We start from the raw sequence: 19,481 nt of genomic DNA on the forward strand, positions 1-19,481 counted from the left end.
AGGTACCTGACGCGGCGGACACCGCGTCAGGGTCGGGAGGATTATGGCTGCGCCGGCTTCAGCTTGACCATCATCAACCGGGAGTTCGCCCAATTGGGAACCGGATCGGTATAAGGATCAGCAATGGTCGGATAGCCTTTCCAGTAGGTGGTATCCATCGACGTGAAGACGTTGTAGGACATCAGCGGAATGGTCGGCATTTCACGGGCCACCAGTTTCAGATAGTCGTTGCCCAGTTCGATGCCCTTGGGATCGTCGGCGCTGACCTTGCGAATGCTCTCGATGATCTTATCGAGCTCGGGATTGGACCAGCGCTGCCAATTGCGCGGCGGCTGGTTTTCACCCTTCTTGGCAACGAATTCCGAATGCCAGCTATCGAGGAAGAAAGAGAGGTCGGGATCGCCGCCCCAGGTTTCGACGCTCCAGGCGATCGCCACCTGGAAGTCACCCGGCTGGAGTGACGTCTGCCACAGGCTGGTGGACGGAACGGCTTTGGAATCGATGCCGAAAGCGGCCCATTGCTGGGCAATCAGCGTGCCGGCGCGGGTGAAGACCGAGCGGGTGTCGCCTTCGACACTCATGCGGATCTTGAACGGCTGGCCATCTGGCGTCATCCATTTGCCGCCAGTCTTCTTGAAGCCTGCCTTTTCCAGAAGCTCGGCTGCAGCCTGGGGATCCGGCTTCCACCAGCCGTAGCCGAACGCGGTGTTGATGGCTGCCGGATCGGTCGGGATCTGGTCCTTGAATTTCGGCTGCTTGCGCAGGATATCGGCGATCTGTTGGCCGACCGTCGGGTCATAGGGCTTGATCTTACGCTTGCCGGTATCGATCTCGAACGTCTTGAGCCAGTCCTGCAATGGCGCCTGGTAATCCTTCATGGCGATGGCCGTCGGCGGAACGCCAAGCGCCGAAAGAGTGGCGGCGCCACGGTAGCTCGCCATATCCACGGCCTTGATGTCGATAAGCAGCGCGAGCGCCCAGCGCACATCCGGATTCTGGAAGGTGGGATCCTGCGTGTTGAAGATCACGGCAGGAAGCGTCGGGTCGGGATGAGCGAAGGGGAAGCCGGGGAACCAGCTATCGACTGTCTTGGATTTCTCCTTGAGCGTGAACATGCCCTCGGGCGTGTTGTCATGGATAATATCCAGATTGTGCTCGATCTGAGCGATGGTGCGTTTATCCGGCGGGCCTGGATCGACATAGGTGACATATTTCGGCGCCGGCTCGCCGAAGCGGGCAAGCGAGGTGCGCTGCCAGTCGTCGCGCTTCTCCCAGGTGTACCATTTGCCTTGGGGATCATAGGCCTTCAGCTTATAGGCCCCGAGCGAGATGGGATTGGCGAAATCATACCGAACCGGATCGGCCACTTTCTCGAAAATATGCTTCGGCATGATCCAGGCGCCGTTCCAACGAACGGTGAAGAGCGCGTGAAAGCGGGAATTGGGCTTCTTGAGTTTGAAGACGACGGTATAGGGATCGGTCGCCTCGACGCTTGCCACCTGCACAGAGAAGGCCGCACTCCAAACCATGCCGGGATGGTCCATCTGCGTCTTGACGGTATAGACCACGTCGTCGGCGGTGAATTCCACGCCGTCGCTCCAATAAAGCCCCTTGCGCAGCTTCACGGTCATCTCGGTGAAGTCGGCATTATATTGCGGCTTGTCGGCAGCCAGGGAATTGTCCCAGGTCGAGCCGCCAAGTCCCTGTTCGGGATCGATATACCAGAGCGTATCCATGGTCAGTTGCTGCAGGCCGGTCGAAACGCCGCCGCCGCCATTGACCCAGATATTGAACCAGCCGGGATTCTTGATCGTCCCTTCCGGATTCTCGACGATGAGCGTCTCCTTGCGCGGCAAGGAGGTATAGTCATCGGCCTTCGCTGCCGCCATCAGGCCAAGTGTGGCCAGGGCGACGCCGAATGCAAGCTTCTTCCAATGCTGCATGATCTCCTCCCTTTGAGAGCGACGAGAGAGCGGCCGCAGGGACGCCTGGCACGTCGCAGTTTGTCGGTTCGCAGCCGCGTCAGGACCGAGCAAGTCAGGTCCTGGGCTTCTGCGAACCATTCCTCCGGCTCGGTTGCCTCCTCGCAACGCGCGCCGGATATGCCTCGGTCAGGGCCGGTAGCCCTGCCGGCAAATGGTCGTCACACCGACAGCCGGATGACGCTGTAGGACAGCGGCTTCAGCGCCGCCCGCAGCCTGCCATCCTCGATTTTTGCGGTTTCGACATGGACCGGGACGACCGTTTCCGGCCGCGTGGCGGTGTTGACCGCCTGCAGGTCGCCGTGGGTCATCTCCACCTGCTCGACAATGCGGGCATTTGCAAAGCCGTCCAGGCGGGCGTCGAAATCGAGCGCGGTCTGCGTGTGGCGGTTGACGGCGAAGAAGGTCAGGGTCTTGCCGTCGTCGGAAAGAACGGCTGACGCATCGAGATACGGAACGTCGTTTGCCTCGTCGCAATCGTAGGTCGGACCGTCGGTGATCAATTGTAGCGCCGATCCACGCCCATATTTCGAGGCGAAATAGAAGGGATAGTAAATCGTCTGACGCCAGGCCGGGCCGCCATCCTCGGTCATGATCGGGGCAATGACGTTGACGAGCTGGGCGATGCAGGCGATGCGCACGCGATCCGAGCGGCGAATGAAGGTGTTGAGAATGCCGCCCACCTGCAGAACGTCTTCGAAATTATAGACGTCTTCCAGCAAATGCGGCGCATCCGGCCATTCATCACGAGCAAGGATCTCCTTGTCCTGCTGGTTGGAATGGTACCAGACATTCCACTCATCGAAGGAAATGCCGATCGTCTTCTTCGACCGCTTCTTCGCCTTGATATAATCGATGACGCCACCGATGGTGACGATGTAGCGGTCGAGCTTTTCGGCCTTGGCCAGATAGTTGAGCGTGTTCTTTTCGCGATTGGCGAAATACATGTGCAATGAGATATGATCGGCGCTGTCATAGCACTGGTCCAGAACCTGCGCTTCCCAATCGGGATAGGTCTTCATGTCAGAATTCGACGAGCCACAGACGACCAGTTCCAGAGATTTGTCGAAGCCGCGCATGGCCTTCGCCGTCTCATCGGCCAGCCGGCCATATTCATAGGCTGATTTGTGGCCGACTTGCCAAGGGCCGTCCATCTCGTTGCCGAGGCACCACAATTTGACATCATGGGGATTTGTCCAGCCATGCTTGCGGCGCAGGTCCGACCAATAGGTGCCGCCGGGATGATTGCAATATTCGAGGAAATTGCGAGCTGCATCCAGGCCGCGCGAGCCGAGATTGACGGCAAGCATCGGCTTGGTATTTGCCTTCTTGCACCAGTCGACGAATTCGTTCACGCCGATCTGGTTGCTTTCGCGGGTGCGCCAGGCAAGGTCGAGACGGACCGGGCGCTCCGAGCGCGGGCCTACTCCATCTTCCCAATTATAGGCCGATACGAAGTTGCCGCCGGGATAACGGCAATAGGGCGTATCGAGCTGGCGAACGAGATCGATGACATCGCGCCGGAACCCGTGCTCATCGGCAGTCGGATGTCCGGGCTCGTAAATGCCGCCGTAAATCGCCCTGCCGAGATGTTCGAGGAACGAGCTGTAAAGTCTGGAATCGATGGTCGCGACCTGGAAATCGCGATGGACAATGACGTTCGCCTTCAACGAACCCTCCCATTTATGCATCAGATTTCTTGTTTTCTTGTATCTATCTTGATAGCGATAAATGGCAGTGTCAATTGTGCCGCGTTTTTGATTTTTCCCGTGCAAATTCCTGAAAAAGCTATTTAATTACAAGTAGTTCTCCTTGCGGATGGGTGGCTTGGAACGGGAACGGAACGCGATTTAATAATCAGGATTTCCGATATTTATCTTCAAACATACAGCCGCATGACGATGTCTCGGCCATAATTTCCAAAGCCGCGGCCGAAAATATTGACCCCGCCGGTGTTGCTGGCATTTTCGGCGATGCCGATGCGGAGCCGGATGGAGGAATGTTGGGCAAGGGCGAGGTCGCTGACCGTGACATTGGAGGCGGCCATGCCGTCGATGAAGGTTCCGCGTGTGGAAATGCGCCAGGTCTTCAGCTTCCCGTATTGCGAACCCTCGAGCTTCCACCATGCCGGCGTGAAGGCGCCACGCTTGTCGCCATAGTCGCCCGGCGAGGTCCAGGTTCCAATCGCCATTCCGTTAACCCAGAGCGTGATGTCGGAGGGCCAATCGGGATTGGTGCCTGGCACTTCAGAAGACAATTCCATCGAAAATTCGATGGCGCGCACGGTCTTGTTCAAGACCTTGGCATTATTGGGGAATTTATACTCGACATGCCCTCTGCCAAACCAGATGAGACCCGCCTGCATGCGTTGTGGATCCAAGAAATAGTCGGGCACGTCGAGAAGGCCGAGCACAGTTTCGGTGGAGCAGAGACCACAGGGCGCATGAATGTCACAGCTCGTATAGAGACCGACCGGCATCGCAACCTCGATGAAGTCGTCCTTCTGAACGGTCGTGTCCTGGAAACTGATCAGAATTTCATTATAAATCGCGGAGCAAATTTTTTGATTGCCCTTGCGTGCCTTGGCAAGACGGGATTCAACCAGTCCCGCCTCTTCCAAGATCTGAATGCCGGTGGCGACCGTTGACTGAGGCAAAGAGAGCGTTCGCGCCATGTCATTAACGTTCATCGGCCCTTTTGAGCAAAGCAACTTGAGGAGTTGTATGCGTACAGGCGCCGAGAGCGCTCTTATAGCATTCTCGTTCTCGCTGGCGTCGATGGTCAAGAACGAGTGTTCCATTACGCTCCCCAGTATTCTTGAAATTACGTTTTATATCTGAAATCTCGATGTATCAAGACTGACTGGCTAAAATTGACTTCAGTGTCAGTGCCGCCGGCTTTTATTTTTTCCAACTATAGGGGCAGCATCTTCAGAAGCTCAATCGACGATTATCCATTGGAAATCTGTTGCTTGATAGACTGCTGACGTTCACAGGCGCCCGCTAGAGGCGCAGGATAGTGGCTCCGATCAGGATGATGAGGAATGCCGGTGGCAAAAGGACGACTGGCAGGAGCCAGATGCCGAAAAGCGAGTCCGCCTGCGCTTGGTCGGGATGAGCGGGATCGTAAAGGATCGGGAGCTTGGAAAATTTGCATCCGCGATATAGCGCTCTTTGGCTCGCCGATCTCATTGTGTCTGCTAGCAGGGGTGAAGTAAAAATCTGACAGAAGGTGAGCTGGATGGTGAAATGGCAAGCTAAAGATTTCGGCCCGGACAGCGTTGTCCTTGACGCTGACAAGCTGTCGCGACCGGTTACCGCTGAAGAGCTGGGAAATCAGCTAGTTCGTATCAATCGACTCTGCACGATTCTGTCGCATGTTCTCGATGCGGCAGACATAGCAGTGACGGATCGGGAACGCCTTTGGTCGGAGATCGAGGGGTTTCAGGATCAAAACTTCGAGGCGTACAAAAGTTTGCTCGCGAGCGAATCCCCCGAAGGAGGCCGGACCAGCCCGCCCAAATAAGCAAATGGCCCGTTGAGATGGGATGCAGCAACGGCTATCTGCTGCTAGACCCCCAGCGGATACTCCGCGAACAACAAGGCATAGCCCCCGCATGATCCCAGATTTCCTCGTCACCCATTCCGGCGGTTTCCATGCCGACGAACTGTTGTCCAGCGTCATCCTGACCCGGCTTTTTCCGCAGGCGCGTCTCATCCGCAGCCGGATGCCGGAATGGACCACCCCCGGCCCAGACCGTATCATCTACGATGTGGGCGGCAGATATGACGCCGCCGCGCGGATCTTCGATCACCATCAGCGCGGCGCGCCGCTGCGGGAGAGTGGCCAACCATACAGTTCGTTCGGTTTGATCTGGAAGCATTATGGCCGTGATTACCTCGCCGCCTCGGGTCTTCCCGAAGCGCATATCGAGGCGGTACATGCCTCCTTCGATGCTAGTTTTGTGCTGCCGGTCGATCTCGTTGACAATGGTGCGCTCAGCCCCTCCGTTGCGGGAGCGCTGGCTGGGCTCACGTTGCCGGCGCTGCTGGAAACCTTAAAGCCCGTTTTTGACGAGGCAAACCCCGAGGCCGAAGATCGCGGTTTCCAAAACGCTCTTGCCATTGCCCGAAGTTTCGTCGAGGCGAGGATAGCCCAAAGCGCCGCAAAGTTGCGGGCCGAAGCGCTCGTGCACCAGGCAATCATGGATGCAGGCAAGGGGCGCATTCTGGAACTCCCAATGGGAATGCCCTTCCGCCCCGCCATCGTGAAGGCAGGCGCCGATCACCTGCTGTTTGTCGTTCACCCGCGCGAAAATGATTGGTGTCTGACCGGCATCCGCCGTGCGGATGAGGGTTTCGAGCTGAGGGCAGACCTGCCTGCCTCTTGGGCGGGCTTGACCGACCGCGATCTGGAAGTGGCTTGCGGCATAGAGGGCGCGAGCTTTTGCCACAGCGGCCGGTTCATCGCCGCCGCCAGGACCCGCGAGGCTGCACTCGCCATGGCCGAGCTGGCGGTGACGGAGGCTGAAGTCGGCATGACCGGCTGACGCTTGCCAGGCAGATGATGGAGCGGTGCCTAGTCGGCCCGCTCGTTCTGAAAGCCTTACCTGATCGACCTCGTAATCGACCGGCTCCTTGTCCCGCATTTCGCTTTCGCAATTGCCTATGAATTTGCTTTAAAGGGCGGAATGGTAGACTTGACGCAAAGAGACCAATTGTTCGGAGCCTTGCAAGTTCATCACGCCGAGAACATGGGATGGGCAGCGGCGTGACCGCTGCCCATCCCGGATTTCCCAGACCGAAGTTGTCTCAATGCAGAACCGCTAGCCACTGAGACGGAAGGCGATGATTTCCAGCGTCGTGGCCTGACTGGCGGCTGAAGGTGTTGCTTCGATCAGAAGTCTTCCCATTCCTTTACAGCGGCGGCAGTTGCCGTCTTTCCGCCGAAGACGCGGGAGAGCTTGTTGCTAAGGGCGCGGGCCGGAGAGGCAACAGGCTTGGTCGTTTCGCGGATGGCACGCGGGCCGACGGCGTCTTCAAGCCTAAAGTTGCCAATGAGATCCCGTAGCTTCGCGGCCTCCTGCGTAAGATTGGAAGCCGCGGCGGTCGATTGCTCCACCATGGCGGCATTCTGCTGCGTCGTCTGATCCATCGAATTGATCGCCGTGTTAATCTCGGCAAGACCCGTCGACTGCTCCTTTGCGGACACGGCGATCGCATTCATGTGATTGTTGATCTGGCCAATGAAGCCGCCGATGACGTTTAGCGCCTCGCCGGTATCGCGCACCAGCTTGACGCCGCTTTGCACTTCGGTGGTCGACGTTTGGATCAGGCCCTTGATCTCCTTTGCCGCCTGCGCCGAGCGCTGAGCAAGCTCGCGCACTTCCTGTGCGACGACCGCAAAGCCCTTGCCTGCTTCGCCTGCTCGGGCTGCCTCCACTCCGGCGTTGAGCGCCAGAAGATTGGTCTGGAAAGCAATCTCGTCGATAACGCCTATGATGTTGGAGATTTGCTGCGAGCTCTCCTCGATCCGCCGCATCGCCTCCTCGGCATGAGAAACCACTTCGGCGGATTTCTGCGCGCTCTGATTGGCCTGGCTCGCGACAGCGCGGGCCTCTTCCGTCAGCTTTGTCGACGAACCAACGTTGACGACGATCTCGTCGAGTGCGGCGGCGGTTTCTTCGAGTGAGGCGGCCTGTTGTTCCGTCCGTCTGGAGAGATCCTGCGCACCCGACGAGATTTCGCGCGTGCCATTGTTCATGGCGCCAATGCTGTCCGCGATCGTCGAAAGTGCGGCGCCAAGCTGCTGGACCGACTGATTGAAGTCCCGGCGCAGCGGCTCGAAATCCGGTGCGAAGGCCTCATTGATCTGGAAGGCCAGATCGCCGGCGGCAAGCCGTTTCAGACCTGAGGCGAGATTGTCAGAGGCAAAGCGCAATTGTTCGGCTTCACGCTCCGTGCGGCGCTGGAGTTCGGCGCGTTCGGCTTCCTGATGGCCGCGAGAGGCGGTAGCCTCTTCTTCGAGGCGCCTGTTGGCGACTGCATTCTGTTGGAAGACCTTAACGGCTTCATACATGGCGCCTATTTCGTCTCGACGCGTCACGGAGGCGATATCGACATTCATGTCGCCATCAGCGAGCCGGCGCATTGCTGAGGTCATCAGCTTGATGGGCTTGGCAACGCCGATCATCAACGCGATCGCTGATGCAAACAAGACAAGAACAACGCTTGCGCCGACGATCAAAGAGATCGTTTCCGCCGTTGAAACCGAGGCCGCCAGCGCAGCTCTTGCTTCCTGCGTAAAGTGGCGAGCGTTCTGGATCGAGGCGTCCGTTGCCGTGTGCGTGCGCTCCATAACCTGGTTGATATCCACCTCGGAGACGACGCCCAACGCCGCTTCGACTTCTGCCGGGCTCAATGGCGAGCCATTCTTCTTGGACATGGCTGCGGTCAAAGCGGAGGCACGTTTTGTTATGAGGCCATCATACTCGCGCAAACCATTGCGGATGTCCTTCAAGACATCAGGCTTCAGAGCGATACTGATGGGCTGCTCAAGGCCATCCCATGCTTGTTGGTCGCTGATTTTGGCTTGACTGAGCGAAGCTTCAACTTCCTTTGCCGTCGTAGCAGAGCCGATTTCATGAGCGGCTGTCCGCATTTCGGCGAGAGATACCGCGGCAGTCTGAATGCCGTTGAGAATCGTTTGTTCACGAGAAACGGCCGCATTCGCCGAACTGATTTCACCGCTGGCGATCTGCTGATTTATGAGAATACCGATGATCAGTACAATTCCGATACCCGACGAAAGCGCAAGCTTCGTACCGATCTTAAGGTTTGCCAAGAAAGACATATGAATCCTTTGTGTTGTCACCGCCGGCAGCCTCCTCCCTTGAAGCCGGGCGTATTGAATGATTTTCAGTTAGAGACGAAAGAAGAAGTGAGCCTTCACGCGTTCTGCGTGGGCCGCATGTCAGCGTTAATTGAAAGATGCGGCGCATCAGTCACATCGCCCTTCAGAGACGCGCAAAGAGCCTCCAAATAATATGCCGCGTTGCTCAGCATCTCACGTTTGCGCGCCAGCAATTGTAAGAGGTCAGGTGCTTCGGGCGCCGTGGAAAAGGTATCCGAGGTTTGGACGTCTGGTCGAGCGCGGTTCTGGGCTGGAAATGGAATGAGGTTAGGCACGACGTTCTCCGGGAACGAAGGAGACAGGGGTGCCGTCATCGGCCCTCTGAAGGTAGTGGAGAAAAGCCGCCACAAATCATTTGCGCAGCGCGAATAGGCTTTCGATTATGCCGGAGAGCAGGAGATTGTCCTTGGAAGACAACCGCGTCTCAGCAACTGCGCCTATGCACTCACGAATTGACGCGAACCCTTAACAAAGATTGGATTTTCGTGGATGCGCCTCGGTTCTCACAACCTCAAGTGAACTTTGCTGCTCATTCTGGATATGTTGGCGGAAACTGGACACGATGGCGCGATCCCATGATGGTAAGAGCGATCATGAAGTAGTGCCGCATTTCGCGGCAGTAAAAACTAAAGGATCGCTATGGCGTGACGAGATTCAGTCCGAACTGTCGCCAGGAAGAACCGCTTAGAGACCGGCCTTAAAATTCCGTTCTCTCGAGGGGCGCTACTGGTACTCGCGGTGCAGATTCTTGGTGTTCCAGAGAGTTGGCCGGGTACAGGTACGTGTCGCCTTTGGCGGCCGTCAGATATCGTTTGTCCGCGTGTCATTCGCTATTGGGCGGGGTCTGTTTGCGCGCTCGCAGACTTCCAAATCTCGACGCCGACCATCTGGACGAAGTTGCCATTTGACCTGCCATTGCCTTTCAAGCGGTCCACGCACAAACGAATAATCATATGTCAGACAATATCCTGGTGAAATCCTCGCTGCGATTTCATGGCTCAACCTTCGACGATATGGTCGAAATATACACGAAAAACTTCGGTCCCTTTGAGGCCAGCCAGTTGGGCCGGGGGGCAGATTTCCTTTGGCAGGCCGACTTCCATACCGGAGGGGCAGCAACCTTGGTCACCAGTCACTACCAGGTTGAATGGCAAGCACGTCCTCTGGCCGAAATGCCTGAGTGGCTATCGATTGCGGTACCTCGCATCGGAGGCTGGGGCGTAGCGCTTGGTCGCCGAGTGATTGACGTCAAGCCGGGCCAGGTGCTGCTTGTCAATAACAAGCAGCCGGAACGTTTCTTTCTGCAAGGTGCGCCGAATATGTCCGATGTGCTCCGACTGGACTGGGCGGTCATGAAGCAAACGGTTGCAGCAATGTTTGAGATGCCATTGAATGGCTCACTTGATCTGACGCCGATCCTGGATCTGTCCACGTCAGCCGGTCAATTGGTCGGAAATCTCGTGCAAACGATCATTGCGGGTATGCGCTACAACGGACCGCTCATTCAATCTCCGATGGCGATGTCGTATATGGTCAACGCGCTCGCCGATTTGATATTGCGGACGACGCCACATCAGCTATCTCACCTATTAGCCAAGAAGCCCCACCTGGTTGCTCCCCGGCATGTTCGACGTGCCATCGACTTCATGCACGCAAACATTGACCGGCCAATAACGATGCAAATGGTCGCCGAGGCTGTTGGTGTTTCCATTCGCGCGCTGGAAGGGGGCTTTCGGGCTTTCAGGGAAACAACCCCAATGGCTTATCTGCGGGGGATTCGTCTGCAAGCCGCCCGGGCAGATCTTCTGGATCAGTCCAACCGCACGTCGATCAAAGAAATATGCTTGAAGTGGGGCTTCTTCCATTTCGGAAGATTCGCGGTGACCTATCGGCAGACATTTGGAGAAACTCCATCGGAGACGAGGAAGCGCTCAGGAGCTGAAGGCTGAGTAAGCATATGACAATCCACAAACGTCTTTAGACCCGATCTCCGGGCTGGTTCACTCCAGGGGAAAGTGGCAGGCAACCCCATGGCTCGTCGAGGTTTCAGTCAAAAGCGGGCGGCTTTCATGGCAGATATCTCGGGCAAAGGCACAGCGGGTCGAGAATTTGCAGCCCTTGGGAGGGTTGAGCGGGCTTGGAATTTCGCCCTTGAGCAGGATGCGCTCGCGTCTGCCCCCTTTATGCGGCTGCGGAATGGCTGAAAGCAGCGCCTGGGTATAAGGATGGCGCGGGGCGGCGTAGAGCGTGTCGGTCTCGCCGATTTCCACGATGGAACCGAGATACATGACGGCCACGCGGGTCGAAACCTGGCGAACCACGGGAAGATCGTGAGCGATGAACAAATAGGTGAGGTTCAGCCGCTCACGGAGGTCAGCGAACAGATTGATGATCTGCGCCTGTACCGAAACATCGAGTGCGGAGACCGGTTCATCGGCGACGATCAATTGCGGTTCGACCGCCAGCGCCCGCGCAATGCCGATCCGCTGGCGCTGTCCGCCTGAAAATTCATGCGGATAACGATCGAGATATTCAGGCCTCAGACCCACCAAAGTCATGAGTTCGGCAAGGCGATCCTCGACTTCGGAACCAGTGCGGATCGCGTGGACCTTCAGCACTTCGCCGAGGATATCGCGGACCCTGCGGCGCGGATTAAGCGAGGAGGAAGGATCCTGGAAGATCATCTGCATTTTGCGCCGCACTGGCTTCAGCGCCCGCGCATTCGCCTTGCCGATCTCGATGCCCTCGAAGGCGAGGCTGCCGGAAGTCACGTCGTAAAGCCGGGTCATGCAACGACCCAAGGTGGACTTGCCGGAGCCGGATTCGCCGACCAGGCCGAGCGTCTCGCCCGGAAACACGTCGAGGCTGATCTGGTCTACGGCATGCAATATCCGGCCCGAGCCCGGCATCATGGTCTTACCGACGACGAAATTCTTGGTCAGTTGGTGAGCCGAAAGGAGAGGCTTTCGCATTTGCTCGGTGCTCACGCCGCCACCTCCAGGCAAAGAACGGTCCGGCGCAGGGTTTCCCGCTCGTCGCCGTCGAGCACACAGAGCCCGGCCTGATCCTCAAGCCGTCTGAGCGGCGGACGCGCGTTGCACTCAGCGCGGGCAAATCGACAGCGCGGCGCAAAACCGCAGCCCTCGGGTATGTTTTCGGGTGTGGGCGGCATGCCGCCGATCGAGATCAGCCGCTCGGGTCTTGGGCCGGTCAATGGCGGGATCGAGGCCATCAGGCCCCAGGTATAGGGGTGAAGGGGATGGGAAAAGATAGCTTTCGCCGGACCGCTTTCCACAATACGGCCGGCATACATGACCGCGACCTGATCGGCCACTTCGGCAACGACACCCATATCGTGGGTAATCAGGATGATCGCCGATCCAAAATCCTTGCGCAACCGCAGCAGAAGATCGAGCACCTGCGCCTGGACGGTCACGTCGAGCGCCGTGGTCGGTTCATCGGCGACGATGAGCGCCGGATTGCAGGAGATCGCCATCGCAATGACGGCGCGCTGGCGCATGCCGCCGGAAAGCTGGTGCGGATAGCGCCCGACGGCCTCCGCCGGATTTGCGAAGCCCACCTCCGCCAAAAGTTCGATCGCGCGTTTGCGTGCTGCCCGAGCGGAGAGTTTTTCATGAGCGCGGATCTGCTCTTCTATCTGCCAGCCGATCGTATAGACCGGGGTCAGCGCGGTCATCGGATCCTGCGAGATCAGGCCGATGCCCTTGCCGCGAATGCTTCGCATCCGGCTGGCCGGCAGTTCGAGAATGCGCTCGCCTTGAAAGGCAACCGCACCGTCGACCCTGGTGGTCTTCGCATCGTGAAGGCCGAGGAGCGACAGAAGCGTTACCGATTTTCCAGAGCCGGACTCGCCGACAATGGAGAGAATTTCGCCCTGGCGAACCGAAAAGGAGACGTCGTCTACAGCCTTGACGAGGCCCTTGTCGGTCGCAAATGACACGGTAAGACCCTTGACGTCCAGAAGCAGAGGCTTGTTGGAACCGGTCATCGTCAACTCCCTCTCACGCGCGGATCGATCAGCACGTAGATGATGTCCACGCACGCATTGGCGAGGACGACGAAAAAGGAGGCATACATCACCGTGCCAAGAATCATCGGCAGATCCAGATTGAGCAGCGCCTGATAAGTCAGCCGTCCGACACCGTTGAGGCCGAAGACGACTTCGGTAAGCAATGCGGCGCCGCCAACCAGTGCGCCGAAATCGAGGCCGAACATGGTAACGAACGGGATCAGCGACGTCCGGAGCGCGTGCCTGAGCATTACCCGCGCCGGGCTCAGCCCCTTGGCACGAGCGGTGCGGATATAATCTTCGTGATAGGCTTCCACCAAGTTGGCGCGCAGGACGCGGCCGTAAATCCCGATATAGAGCGTCGCCAATGTGATCCACGGAATGATCAGCGTCTTGAACCAGCCCAGCGGATCTTCGAAAAGCGGCTTGTAGCCGAGTGCGGGCACCCAGGAAAAAAGCCAGGTATCGTGAAGGCGGCTCTGGGAGATCAGATTCATTACCTCGCCAAGCCAGTAGACCGGCATGGAAACGCCGACGAGCGCAAGCATCATCAGCCCGCGATCGAGTAGGCTGCCCCGTGTCATGGTGGCTACGACGCCGGTCACCACGCCGCCCAGGATCCAGAGAACTGCCGCGCCGAAGACGAGCGACAAGGTCACCGGCGCCGCGACGGCGACTTCCGGCACCACGCGCATGCCGCGATTGACGTAAGAGGCGAGATCCTGCGTCACGAAAAGCCGCTTCATCATGATCGCATATTGCACGGGCAGCGGCCGATCGAAGCCGAATTCGGATCGGATGGCCTGGATAGTTTCCTGAGAGGCATTGCGGCCGGCGATGCGGGCAGCCGGATCGGAGCCGGGCGTCGCAAAGAAGATTAGGAAGACGAGCGCCGAGATGCCGAACATCACGAAGATCATCTGGGCGAGACGCTGGAAGATTGCGACAAACATCCCGCGCCCTCAGACAATCTTGGTGCGTGGGTCGAGCACGTCACGGATGCTGTCGCCGACCACGTTAAGGGAGAGAACGGTGAGCGCGATGACGATGCCGGGCGCGAGCGCCACGGCCGGGCGCGTATAGAGCAGCGTCTGCCCATCCTGAATGATTGTTCCCCAGCTCGCATCCGGCGCCTGTACGCCGATCGAAAGAAACGAAAGCGACGACTCGGTGACGATGTTGAGCGCCATCATCAGCGGTATGAAGACGATGAGCATGGTCGACACGTTCGGCAAAATGTCCTTGAGCAGAATGCGCCAGGCTGGAATACCGAGCCCGACCGCCGCGAGCACGAATTCGCTCTCCTTGAGCGCGAGCACCCGGCCGCGGACGGGTCTTGCGACATAGGGCACGTAGATGATGCCGATGATGCCGATCGGCAGGAGCAGACTGTCGGCAGTGATTTCAATCGGGCCGATCACAACGCCCTTCGAAATCATCACGATCGAAAGCGAGATCGCCAGCAGATAGACGGGAAACGCCCAGAGAATGTCGAGAATGCGCGACAGCACGATATCTGCGAGGCCGCCGAAAAAACCCGCAGATATGCCGATGGCTGCGGCCAGCACGAGACAGACGGCCGTCGCAGCCGACGCGATCAGCAGGGAATTCCTTCCGCCATAGAGGAGGCGGGCGGCAACGTCGCGACCCTGCGTATCGGCACCGAGGAAATATTGCGCTCCCCAGGTCGGCCCGATCGGAGTCACGCCGAGGCCCAGCCCCTCGGTAGAGGCCTGCATGATCTTCACCTTTTTGCCGTCGACCGTGACCTTGCCGCTCAGGTTGGAGCGGAACGGATCCGTGCCGGCGATATCGGCGGCGTAGAATGGCGCCGCAAGGCTCGACAACACGATCACGAGGAGCAGGAAAACGGCGGCGATCGTCGGCTTGTCGCGTTTCAGGAGCACCCAGGCCCGCCGCCAGGGACCGGCGCCGCTACGCGTCGCAACGGCGTCGAGCCTTTCGATCTCGGAAGATGGGGTATCGGCCAAGGCGTTCATCTCGCTTTCCCGCACGGGTCATATACAACAGGCACGCATGCAGGCGGCGGCGCTGATCGCGCCGCCGCCTGATGGTTACTTCACCCAGGATTGGGAGATGACCCAGCGGTTCTGCTTGTTGAAGGCATAATTTCCGAGGCGGGCGGAGGTGAAATTCACGCTCTTCGGCGTGAACAGCGGCGCCAGCGGCGCTTCAGCCATATAGGCCTTGTCGATCTTGGCCCATTCGGCATTGGCGGCTTTCTCATCGGTCAGCGAAAGGGTCATGGCCGCCTTCATCTTGGCGTCGAGGTCCTTATTGCAATAGCCGGCGATATTGATCGAGGAATCGCTGCCTTTGTTGAAGCTGCTGCAGGAGAGCAGCACATTCAGAAAGTCCGACGCGGCCGGATAGTCCATATACCACTGGGTAACGCTGATCTGGACGTTGTTGTTGGTATTCTGAATGTAGGCAAACTCGATATTGGGTGAGATCGCCTTCATTGAGGCATCATAGCCGAGCTCGTTGAGGACGCTCTGAATATAGGTGCCGATGCCGCGTGCAACCGCGTTGTCTTCGGCGATCACGGTCACCTTTTGACCCTTCGTGCCCGATTCCTCGACCAGTTGCTTGGCCTTGTCCATATCTGCCTCCGACCACTTCGGGCCGGGGTCCTTGGTATAGATGCAATCATCGACATGGCCGGGGAAATCGGGCGGCAGGATCTGGCAAGTCGGCTGTGCCAGCACTTCACCCCCGAAGAGCCCGACGAGTGCGTCACGATCGAGCGCATAGTTCAGGGCCTGTCGCGCTTTGATGTTATTAAAGGGCGGTAGATTGACGTTCATCGGCGCGTACCAAAAGGCCGCGAGCGGATCGATGCGAACCTGCTTGGCGTATTTCGAGCCGATCTCAGGCAGGCGATCCGTCGGCGGCGTGTCGAACATCCAGTCCACCTGACCATTGATCACGGCATTGATACCGGCTTCCTCGGTCATGCCGAACTTATAGTCGATTTCGTCGGCATAGCCGTCCGGCTGCGCATCGACGCTCCATTCCTTGAAATAGGGATTGCGCTTCAACACCATCTTTTCATTTGGGTTGTAGCTTTCGATCATGTAGGCACCGGTTCCCGGTATGGGGCTCGTGCCGGCATCCTTGGCGGGCGTATCGGCTGGGACGATACTCGCATGCGGTACCGCAAGCTTGGCGAAGAACTCCGAATCCGCCGCGGTGAGATTGATGGTGACTGTGCCAGCCTTCTCGTCGGCAATCACACCGCCATCAAGCGTGCAGGTATCACCATCAGCCATGCATTTATCGGCGCCGACGATGCCATTGTAGAAACTGCCCATGGTTGGACCCTTGACCTTGAAGATCCGCTGAAACGAGGCCACGACATCGGCCGGCGTGACGTCCTTGCCGTTCCAGAACTTGATGCCCTTGCGGATCTTGAAGACATAGGTTTTCCCGTCATTCTTGATCTCCGGCATTTCCTCGGCGATCGCGGGCACGATCTTGAAGCCTTCCGTACCACCCGCCTGCTTGAACTTGACGAGGCCGTCATAGCTCATCTGGTAGATCTGCCAATACTGGGCCGTATAGTTGAGCATCGGATCGATGGTGCCGGCCGCCGAAACGGCCGAGAGCGTCATCGTGCCACCGCGATGCTGAGCCATGAGCGCGGCCCGGTCCTCGGCGTGAGCCACCCCCGAAAGCATGGTCTGGGCGAGCAGAAGGCCGGCGAAAGCTGCCCCCGCGCGGAAAAATGTTGTTGTCCGTGTCATCATGATTGTCTGTTCCCCTCATTGTAGCTGGTTCGATACGGCTGCTATTTACGACCGGTCCGTTGACAGTCTCTTGCTTTCAGGGCGCTTTCTCATTCAGAAATGCGCCAACCTCGGCCATGCAGGCCGCGCGTTCCTCGACATGCGGCATGTGGCTGGACTGTTCAAAGATCCGCCAGCGCACATCCGGGATTTCATCGGCATAGGGTTGCACGCAGGCCTCCGTCGCCTCGTCGTAGCGACCAGAGATCAACAGCGTCGGGACATCGATGGTCGAAAGACGACCGACGATCGACCAATCCTTCATCGTGCCAATGACATGGAATTCGTTGGGGCCGTTCATCGTGTAGTAGACGGTCGGGTCCTCGGCTATGGCATCGAAGGTGCGCTTTACCTCCGGCGGCATGGGGACGACGCGGCAGACATGGCGCTCGTTGAAAACGTCTGTTGCCTTGACGTATTCTGGGCTGCCCGTGGTGCCGGCCAGTTCATGCTTGAGCAGCGTGGCCTGCACGTCGGCCGGCAAGGCTTCGCGAAGGCGATTGGCCTCGGAAATCCAGGTTTTCATTGCCGCGGGCGAATTGGCGATCACGAGCGCCTTGAGACCGGCCGGCCGATCGACGGAGAATTCAGCCGACAACATGCCGCCCCAGGATTGTCCGAGCAGGCAATAGGCGTCCCGGATGCCCAGATGGTCGATCAAGTTATGGAGCTCCGCCTTGAAGAAGGCGACCGTCCAGAAATCACCGCCCTTTTCCGGCAGGTGCGTGGACTTGCCATTGCCCACCTGGTCATAGTGGATGACGGCGCGGCCGGTGGCGGCGATATCCTTGAAACTGTCGACATAATCATGCGTGCAGCCAGGCCCGCCATGCGCGACGATCAGCGGCGGCTTGCCGGATGCGAGGTCTCCAGTGATCCGGTACCAGCTCCTGTAACTGCCATAGGGCGCATAGCCTTCGATTACCTCCATATTTCGTCTCCTTCTTGTTCGTCTTCCTAATGTCCGCCGTGGGTACGCCTGTCGTTCTTGCAGATGGCGTCCGCGGCCTCTTCGACCGTCATGCCCCAATCCATCGAGATGCGTCTCAAGCGTTTGAAAGCGGCGGCTTCGCCGGCATATCCCTGCTGCATCAATTGCAATACGGCGCGCACCACGATCGGTCGCTGACGCAATCGGTCCTCAAGCGCACGGATATCATCGGCATGGCTGCGGGCTTTCTGGTAGGCATGCGATGCGATCAGCAGCGCGCTATAGGCGCCTGTCGAGCCGATCGGCTTCAGCATATGCGCGTTCGAGCCCTGGGAGAGCACCCATTCGATCCGCCCCGGCGCTTCCGAGCCGATCAACGCGACGAGCGGCATCGGCGAAAAGCCAGATGGCCAGGGAAATTGCTGGTCGTGTCCCATGTCGGCATCGAAGAACACCACATCGGCCTGAGCATCCTGCTCATCGAGCTGCGGCCAGACGGCTTTGACCTGGATGTGCAGCGACTCCAACTGGCGCGTCAGCGCCTCGACGGACGGATGCGGCCGATGCAGGATCACTGCGCGCCACCTCGAAAACATCGGTCGTTCGAAGCGGCTCATTTGACCACCTTCAATCCCGCGCCCGGCCCATAAACGCTCGGCTTACCGGGAAAAATCGAACGCACCAGATAGGGATCTGCTTCGACAACAGGGGTTTCGGTGTCGAAAATCTCGAAACCGCCCTCGCTGTCGGACCTGCCGATATATGGCCGCAAACCGGCGTAATGGGTGCGCGGATCAAACGAAATCGGCCCGATGGGCGTATCGAACCGCCGTTGCGTGACCACTTTGCGGATCAAATCCGGATCGTCCGTGCCGGCATCGGCGATCGCCTGGGCCAGGACGGAAACCGCCATATAGGCGAAGGCAAATGGCCCTGTGACCGGCCGGCCGTCGCCACGGCGAGCTGCCAATCGCGTCTTGAAATGCCGATTTTCCTGAGTGTCGAGCCTGTCCAGATAGATGTTGGTGACGATGTGCCCAGCCTTGGCTTGCGAACTCAGGTCGGTGAGATCGATTTCCGAAAGGTTGCAGGCCACGAGCGGCCGGCGTTCGGCGCTAAAATCGACGTTCTCCTCACGCAGTTCCGCATAGGCCCGGATGAACGCATGGGCGGAACGGCCAACAAGGTTGGAGAGGATGAAATCCGGCCGCTTCAGGCGGATTTCGGCAATCAGGTGATCGACCTCTTCCGAACCAAGCGGCACGAAGCGCTCTGCCAGCACCTCGCCACCCGCCGCCTCGGTCAGCTCGCGGGCGATGCGGCCAATTTCCCAGCCCCAGATATAGTTCGAGCCGACGATGAACGGCCGCCGGCCGTAACGCGGCAAGACGTAGTCGAACAGCGGCAACAGATGCTGGTTCGGACAGGCGCCCAGATAGATGACGCTGTCACTCGTCTCATAGCCCTCGTGCGGAAAGGCGTACCAGAGCAGCGTGCCATGGCGTTCGACGACTGGAAGCACTTCCTTCCGGCTCCAAGACGTGATCGCGCCGACGATGTGCCGACATCCCCTTTGCCGGATGGCGACCTCGGCGAGTTCGGCATAGCGTTCCGCACTCCCGGCTGGATCATCGACACGCGGGTCGAATTGGAAGAAATAGCTGGAATCACCGTTGAGTTCGGCGATTGCCGCCAAGGCTCCGTCCACGGCATCACGGCCAAGTGTCGCATAAGTGCCCGTCGTCGAATAAAGAAGTGAGAGAGGGACGGGCTTTCGGGTCATAGGATGTCCCGCAACCCACCGAATGGGCAGCGGC

16 protein-coding genes are annotated in these 19,481 nt (G+C 58.6%); 3 read left to right on the top strand and 13 right to left on the bottom strand.

What is annotated here, in order from left to right:
* Positions 1-41: 41 nt before the first annotated feature.
* The 3 genes from N2601_RS19850 to N2601_RS19860 all read right to left on the bottom strand — a co-directional run bounded on the left by N2601_RS19850 (position 42) and on the right by N2601_RS19860 (position 4,782).
* Entirely contained in the window at positions 42-1,943 is a 1,902-nt protein-coding gene (locus tag N2601_RS19850; RefSeq protein ID WP_104825991.1) for an ABC transporter substrate-binding protein, read from the bottom strand.
* Positions 1,944-2,143: 200 nt separating this feature from the next.
* A complete protein-coding gene (gene arfA / locus N2601_RS19855; RefSeq protein ID WP_104827814.1) occupies positions 2,144-3,652 on the bottom strand; it encodes an arabinosylfuranosidase ArfA in 1,509 nt (502 codons plus the stop codon).
* 209 nt (positions 3,653-3,861) lie between these two features.
* Positions 3,862-4,782, bottom strand: coding sequence for an ArsR/SmtB family transcription factor (locus N2601_RS19860; protein WP_104825992.1), 921 nt, complete (start codon positions 4,780-4,782; stop codon positions 3,862-3,864).
* Between the two features lie 440 nt (positions 4,783-5,222).
* Here N2601_RS19860 and N2601_RS19865 point away from each other — a divergent pair, with 440 nt between their 5' ends.
* Both N2601_RS19865 and N2601_RS19870 read left to right on the top strand, forming a co-directional pair.
* Positions 5,223-5,507 (top strand): hypothetical protein, encoded by a 285-nt coding sequence (locus tag N2601_RS19865; protein ID WP_104825994.1) that lies wholly within the window; start codon positions 5,223-5,225, stop codon positions 5,505-5,507.
* Positions 5,508-5,598: 91 nt separating this feature from the next.
* Positions 5,599-6,531, top strand: a complete 933-nt coding sequence (locus N2601_RS19870) for an MYG1 family protein (protein ID WP_104825995.1) — start codon at positions 5,599-5,601, stop codon at positions 6,529-6,531.
* Positions 6,532-6,878: 347 nt separating this feature from the next.
* Here N2601_RS19870 and N2601_RS19875 read toward each other — a convergent pair whose 3' ends face one another.
* On the bottom strand, positions 6,879-8,426 hold the full coding sequence (locus N2601_RS19875; RefSeq protein ID WP_445945050.1) for a methyl-accepting chemotaxis protein: 1,548 nt from the start codon (positions 8,424-8,426) through the stop codon (positions 6,879-6,881).
* Positions 8,427-8,929: 503 nt separating this feature from the next.
* Positions 8,930-9,208, bottom strand: a complete 279-nt coding sequence (locus N2601_RS19880) for a hypothetical protein (protein ID WP_158704548.1) — start codon at positions 9,206-9,208, stop codon at positions 8,930-8,932.
* 639 nt (positions 9,209-9,847) lie between these two features.
* Here N2601_RS19880 and N2601_RS19885 point away from each other — a divergent pair.
* On the top strand, positions 9,848-10,843 hold the full coding sequence (locus tag N2601_RS19885; protein WP_104825997.1) for an AraC family transcriptional regulator: 996 nt from the start codon (positions 9,848-9,850) through the stop codon (positions 10,841-10,843).
* 51 nt (positions 10,844-10,894) lie between these two features.
* Here the strand turns inward: N2601_RS19885 and N2601_RS19890 are convergent, their stop codons facing one another.
* From N2601_RS19890 to N2601_RS19925, 8 genes are all read right to left on the bottom strand, one after another.
* Entirely contained in the window at positions 10,895-11,866 is a 972-nt protein-coding gene (locus N2601_RS19890) for an ABC transporter ATP-binding protein (RefSeq protein WP_445945051.1), read from the bottom strand.
* Between the two features lie 11 nt (positions 11,867-11,877).
* A complete protein-coding gene (locus tag N2601_RS19895) occupies positions 11,878-12,903 on the bottom strand; it encodes an ABC transporter ATP-binding protein (RefSeq protein WP_104825998.1) in 1,026 nt (341 codons plus the stop codon).
* 2 nt (positions 12,904-12,905) lie between these two features.
* On the bottom strand, positions 12,906-13,877 hold the full coding sequence (locus tag N2601_RS19900) for an ABC transporter permease (RefSeq protein ID WP_104825999.1): 972 nt from the start codon (positions 13,875-13,877) through the stop codon (positions 12,906-12,908).
* 9 nt (positions 13,878-13,886) lie between these two features.
* Entirely contained in the window at positions 13,887-14,924 is a 1,038-nt protein-coding gene (locus N2601_RS19905; RefSeq protein ID WP_104826000.1) for an ABC transporter permease, read from the bottom strand.
* A 75-nt stretch (positions 14,925-14,999) separates the two neighbouring features.
* Positions 15,000-16,691 carry an ABC transporter substrate-binding protein gene (locus N2601_RS19910; protein WP_104827816.1) on the bottom strand — a complete coding sequence of 564 codons (1,692 nt, stop codon included), beginning with the start codon at positions 16,689-16,691 and terminating at the stop codon, positions 15,000-15,002.
* A gap of 79 nt (positions 16,692-16,770) precedes the next feature.
* Positions 16,771-17,664: a proline iminopeptidase-family hydrolase gene (locus N2601_RS19915; protein ID WP_104826001.1), complete on the bottom strand. Its 894-nt coding sequence runs from the start codon at positions 17,662-17,664 to the stop codon at positions 16,771-16,773.
* Positions 17,665-17,690: 26 nt separating this feature from the next.
* Positions 17,691-18,281, bottom strand: a complete 591-nt coding sequence (locus N2601_RS19920; RefSeq protein ID WP_104826002.1) for an ANTAR domain-containing response regulator — start codon at positions 18,279-18,281, stop codon at positions 17,691-17,693.
* Positions 18,278-19,447 (bottom strand): transporter substrate-binding protein, encoded by a 1,170-nt coding sequence (locus N2601_RS19925; RefSeq protein WP_260304599.1) that lies wholly within the window; start codon positions 19,445-19,447, stop codon positions 18,278-18,280. The genes N2601_RS19920 and N2601_RS19925 overlap by 4 nt, the downstream gene beginning before the upstream one ends.
* Positions 19,448-19,481: the final 34 nt, after the last annotated feature.

The sequence above is a fragment of the Rhizobium sp. CB3060 genome, from assembly GCF_025200735.1.
In the GTDB taxonomy this organism is placed as follows: Bacteria; Pseudomonadota; Alphaproteobacteria; order Rhizobiales; family Rhizobiaceae; genus Rhizobium.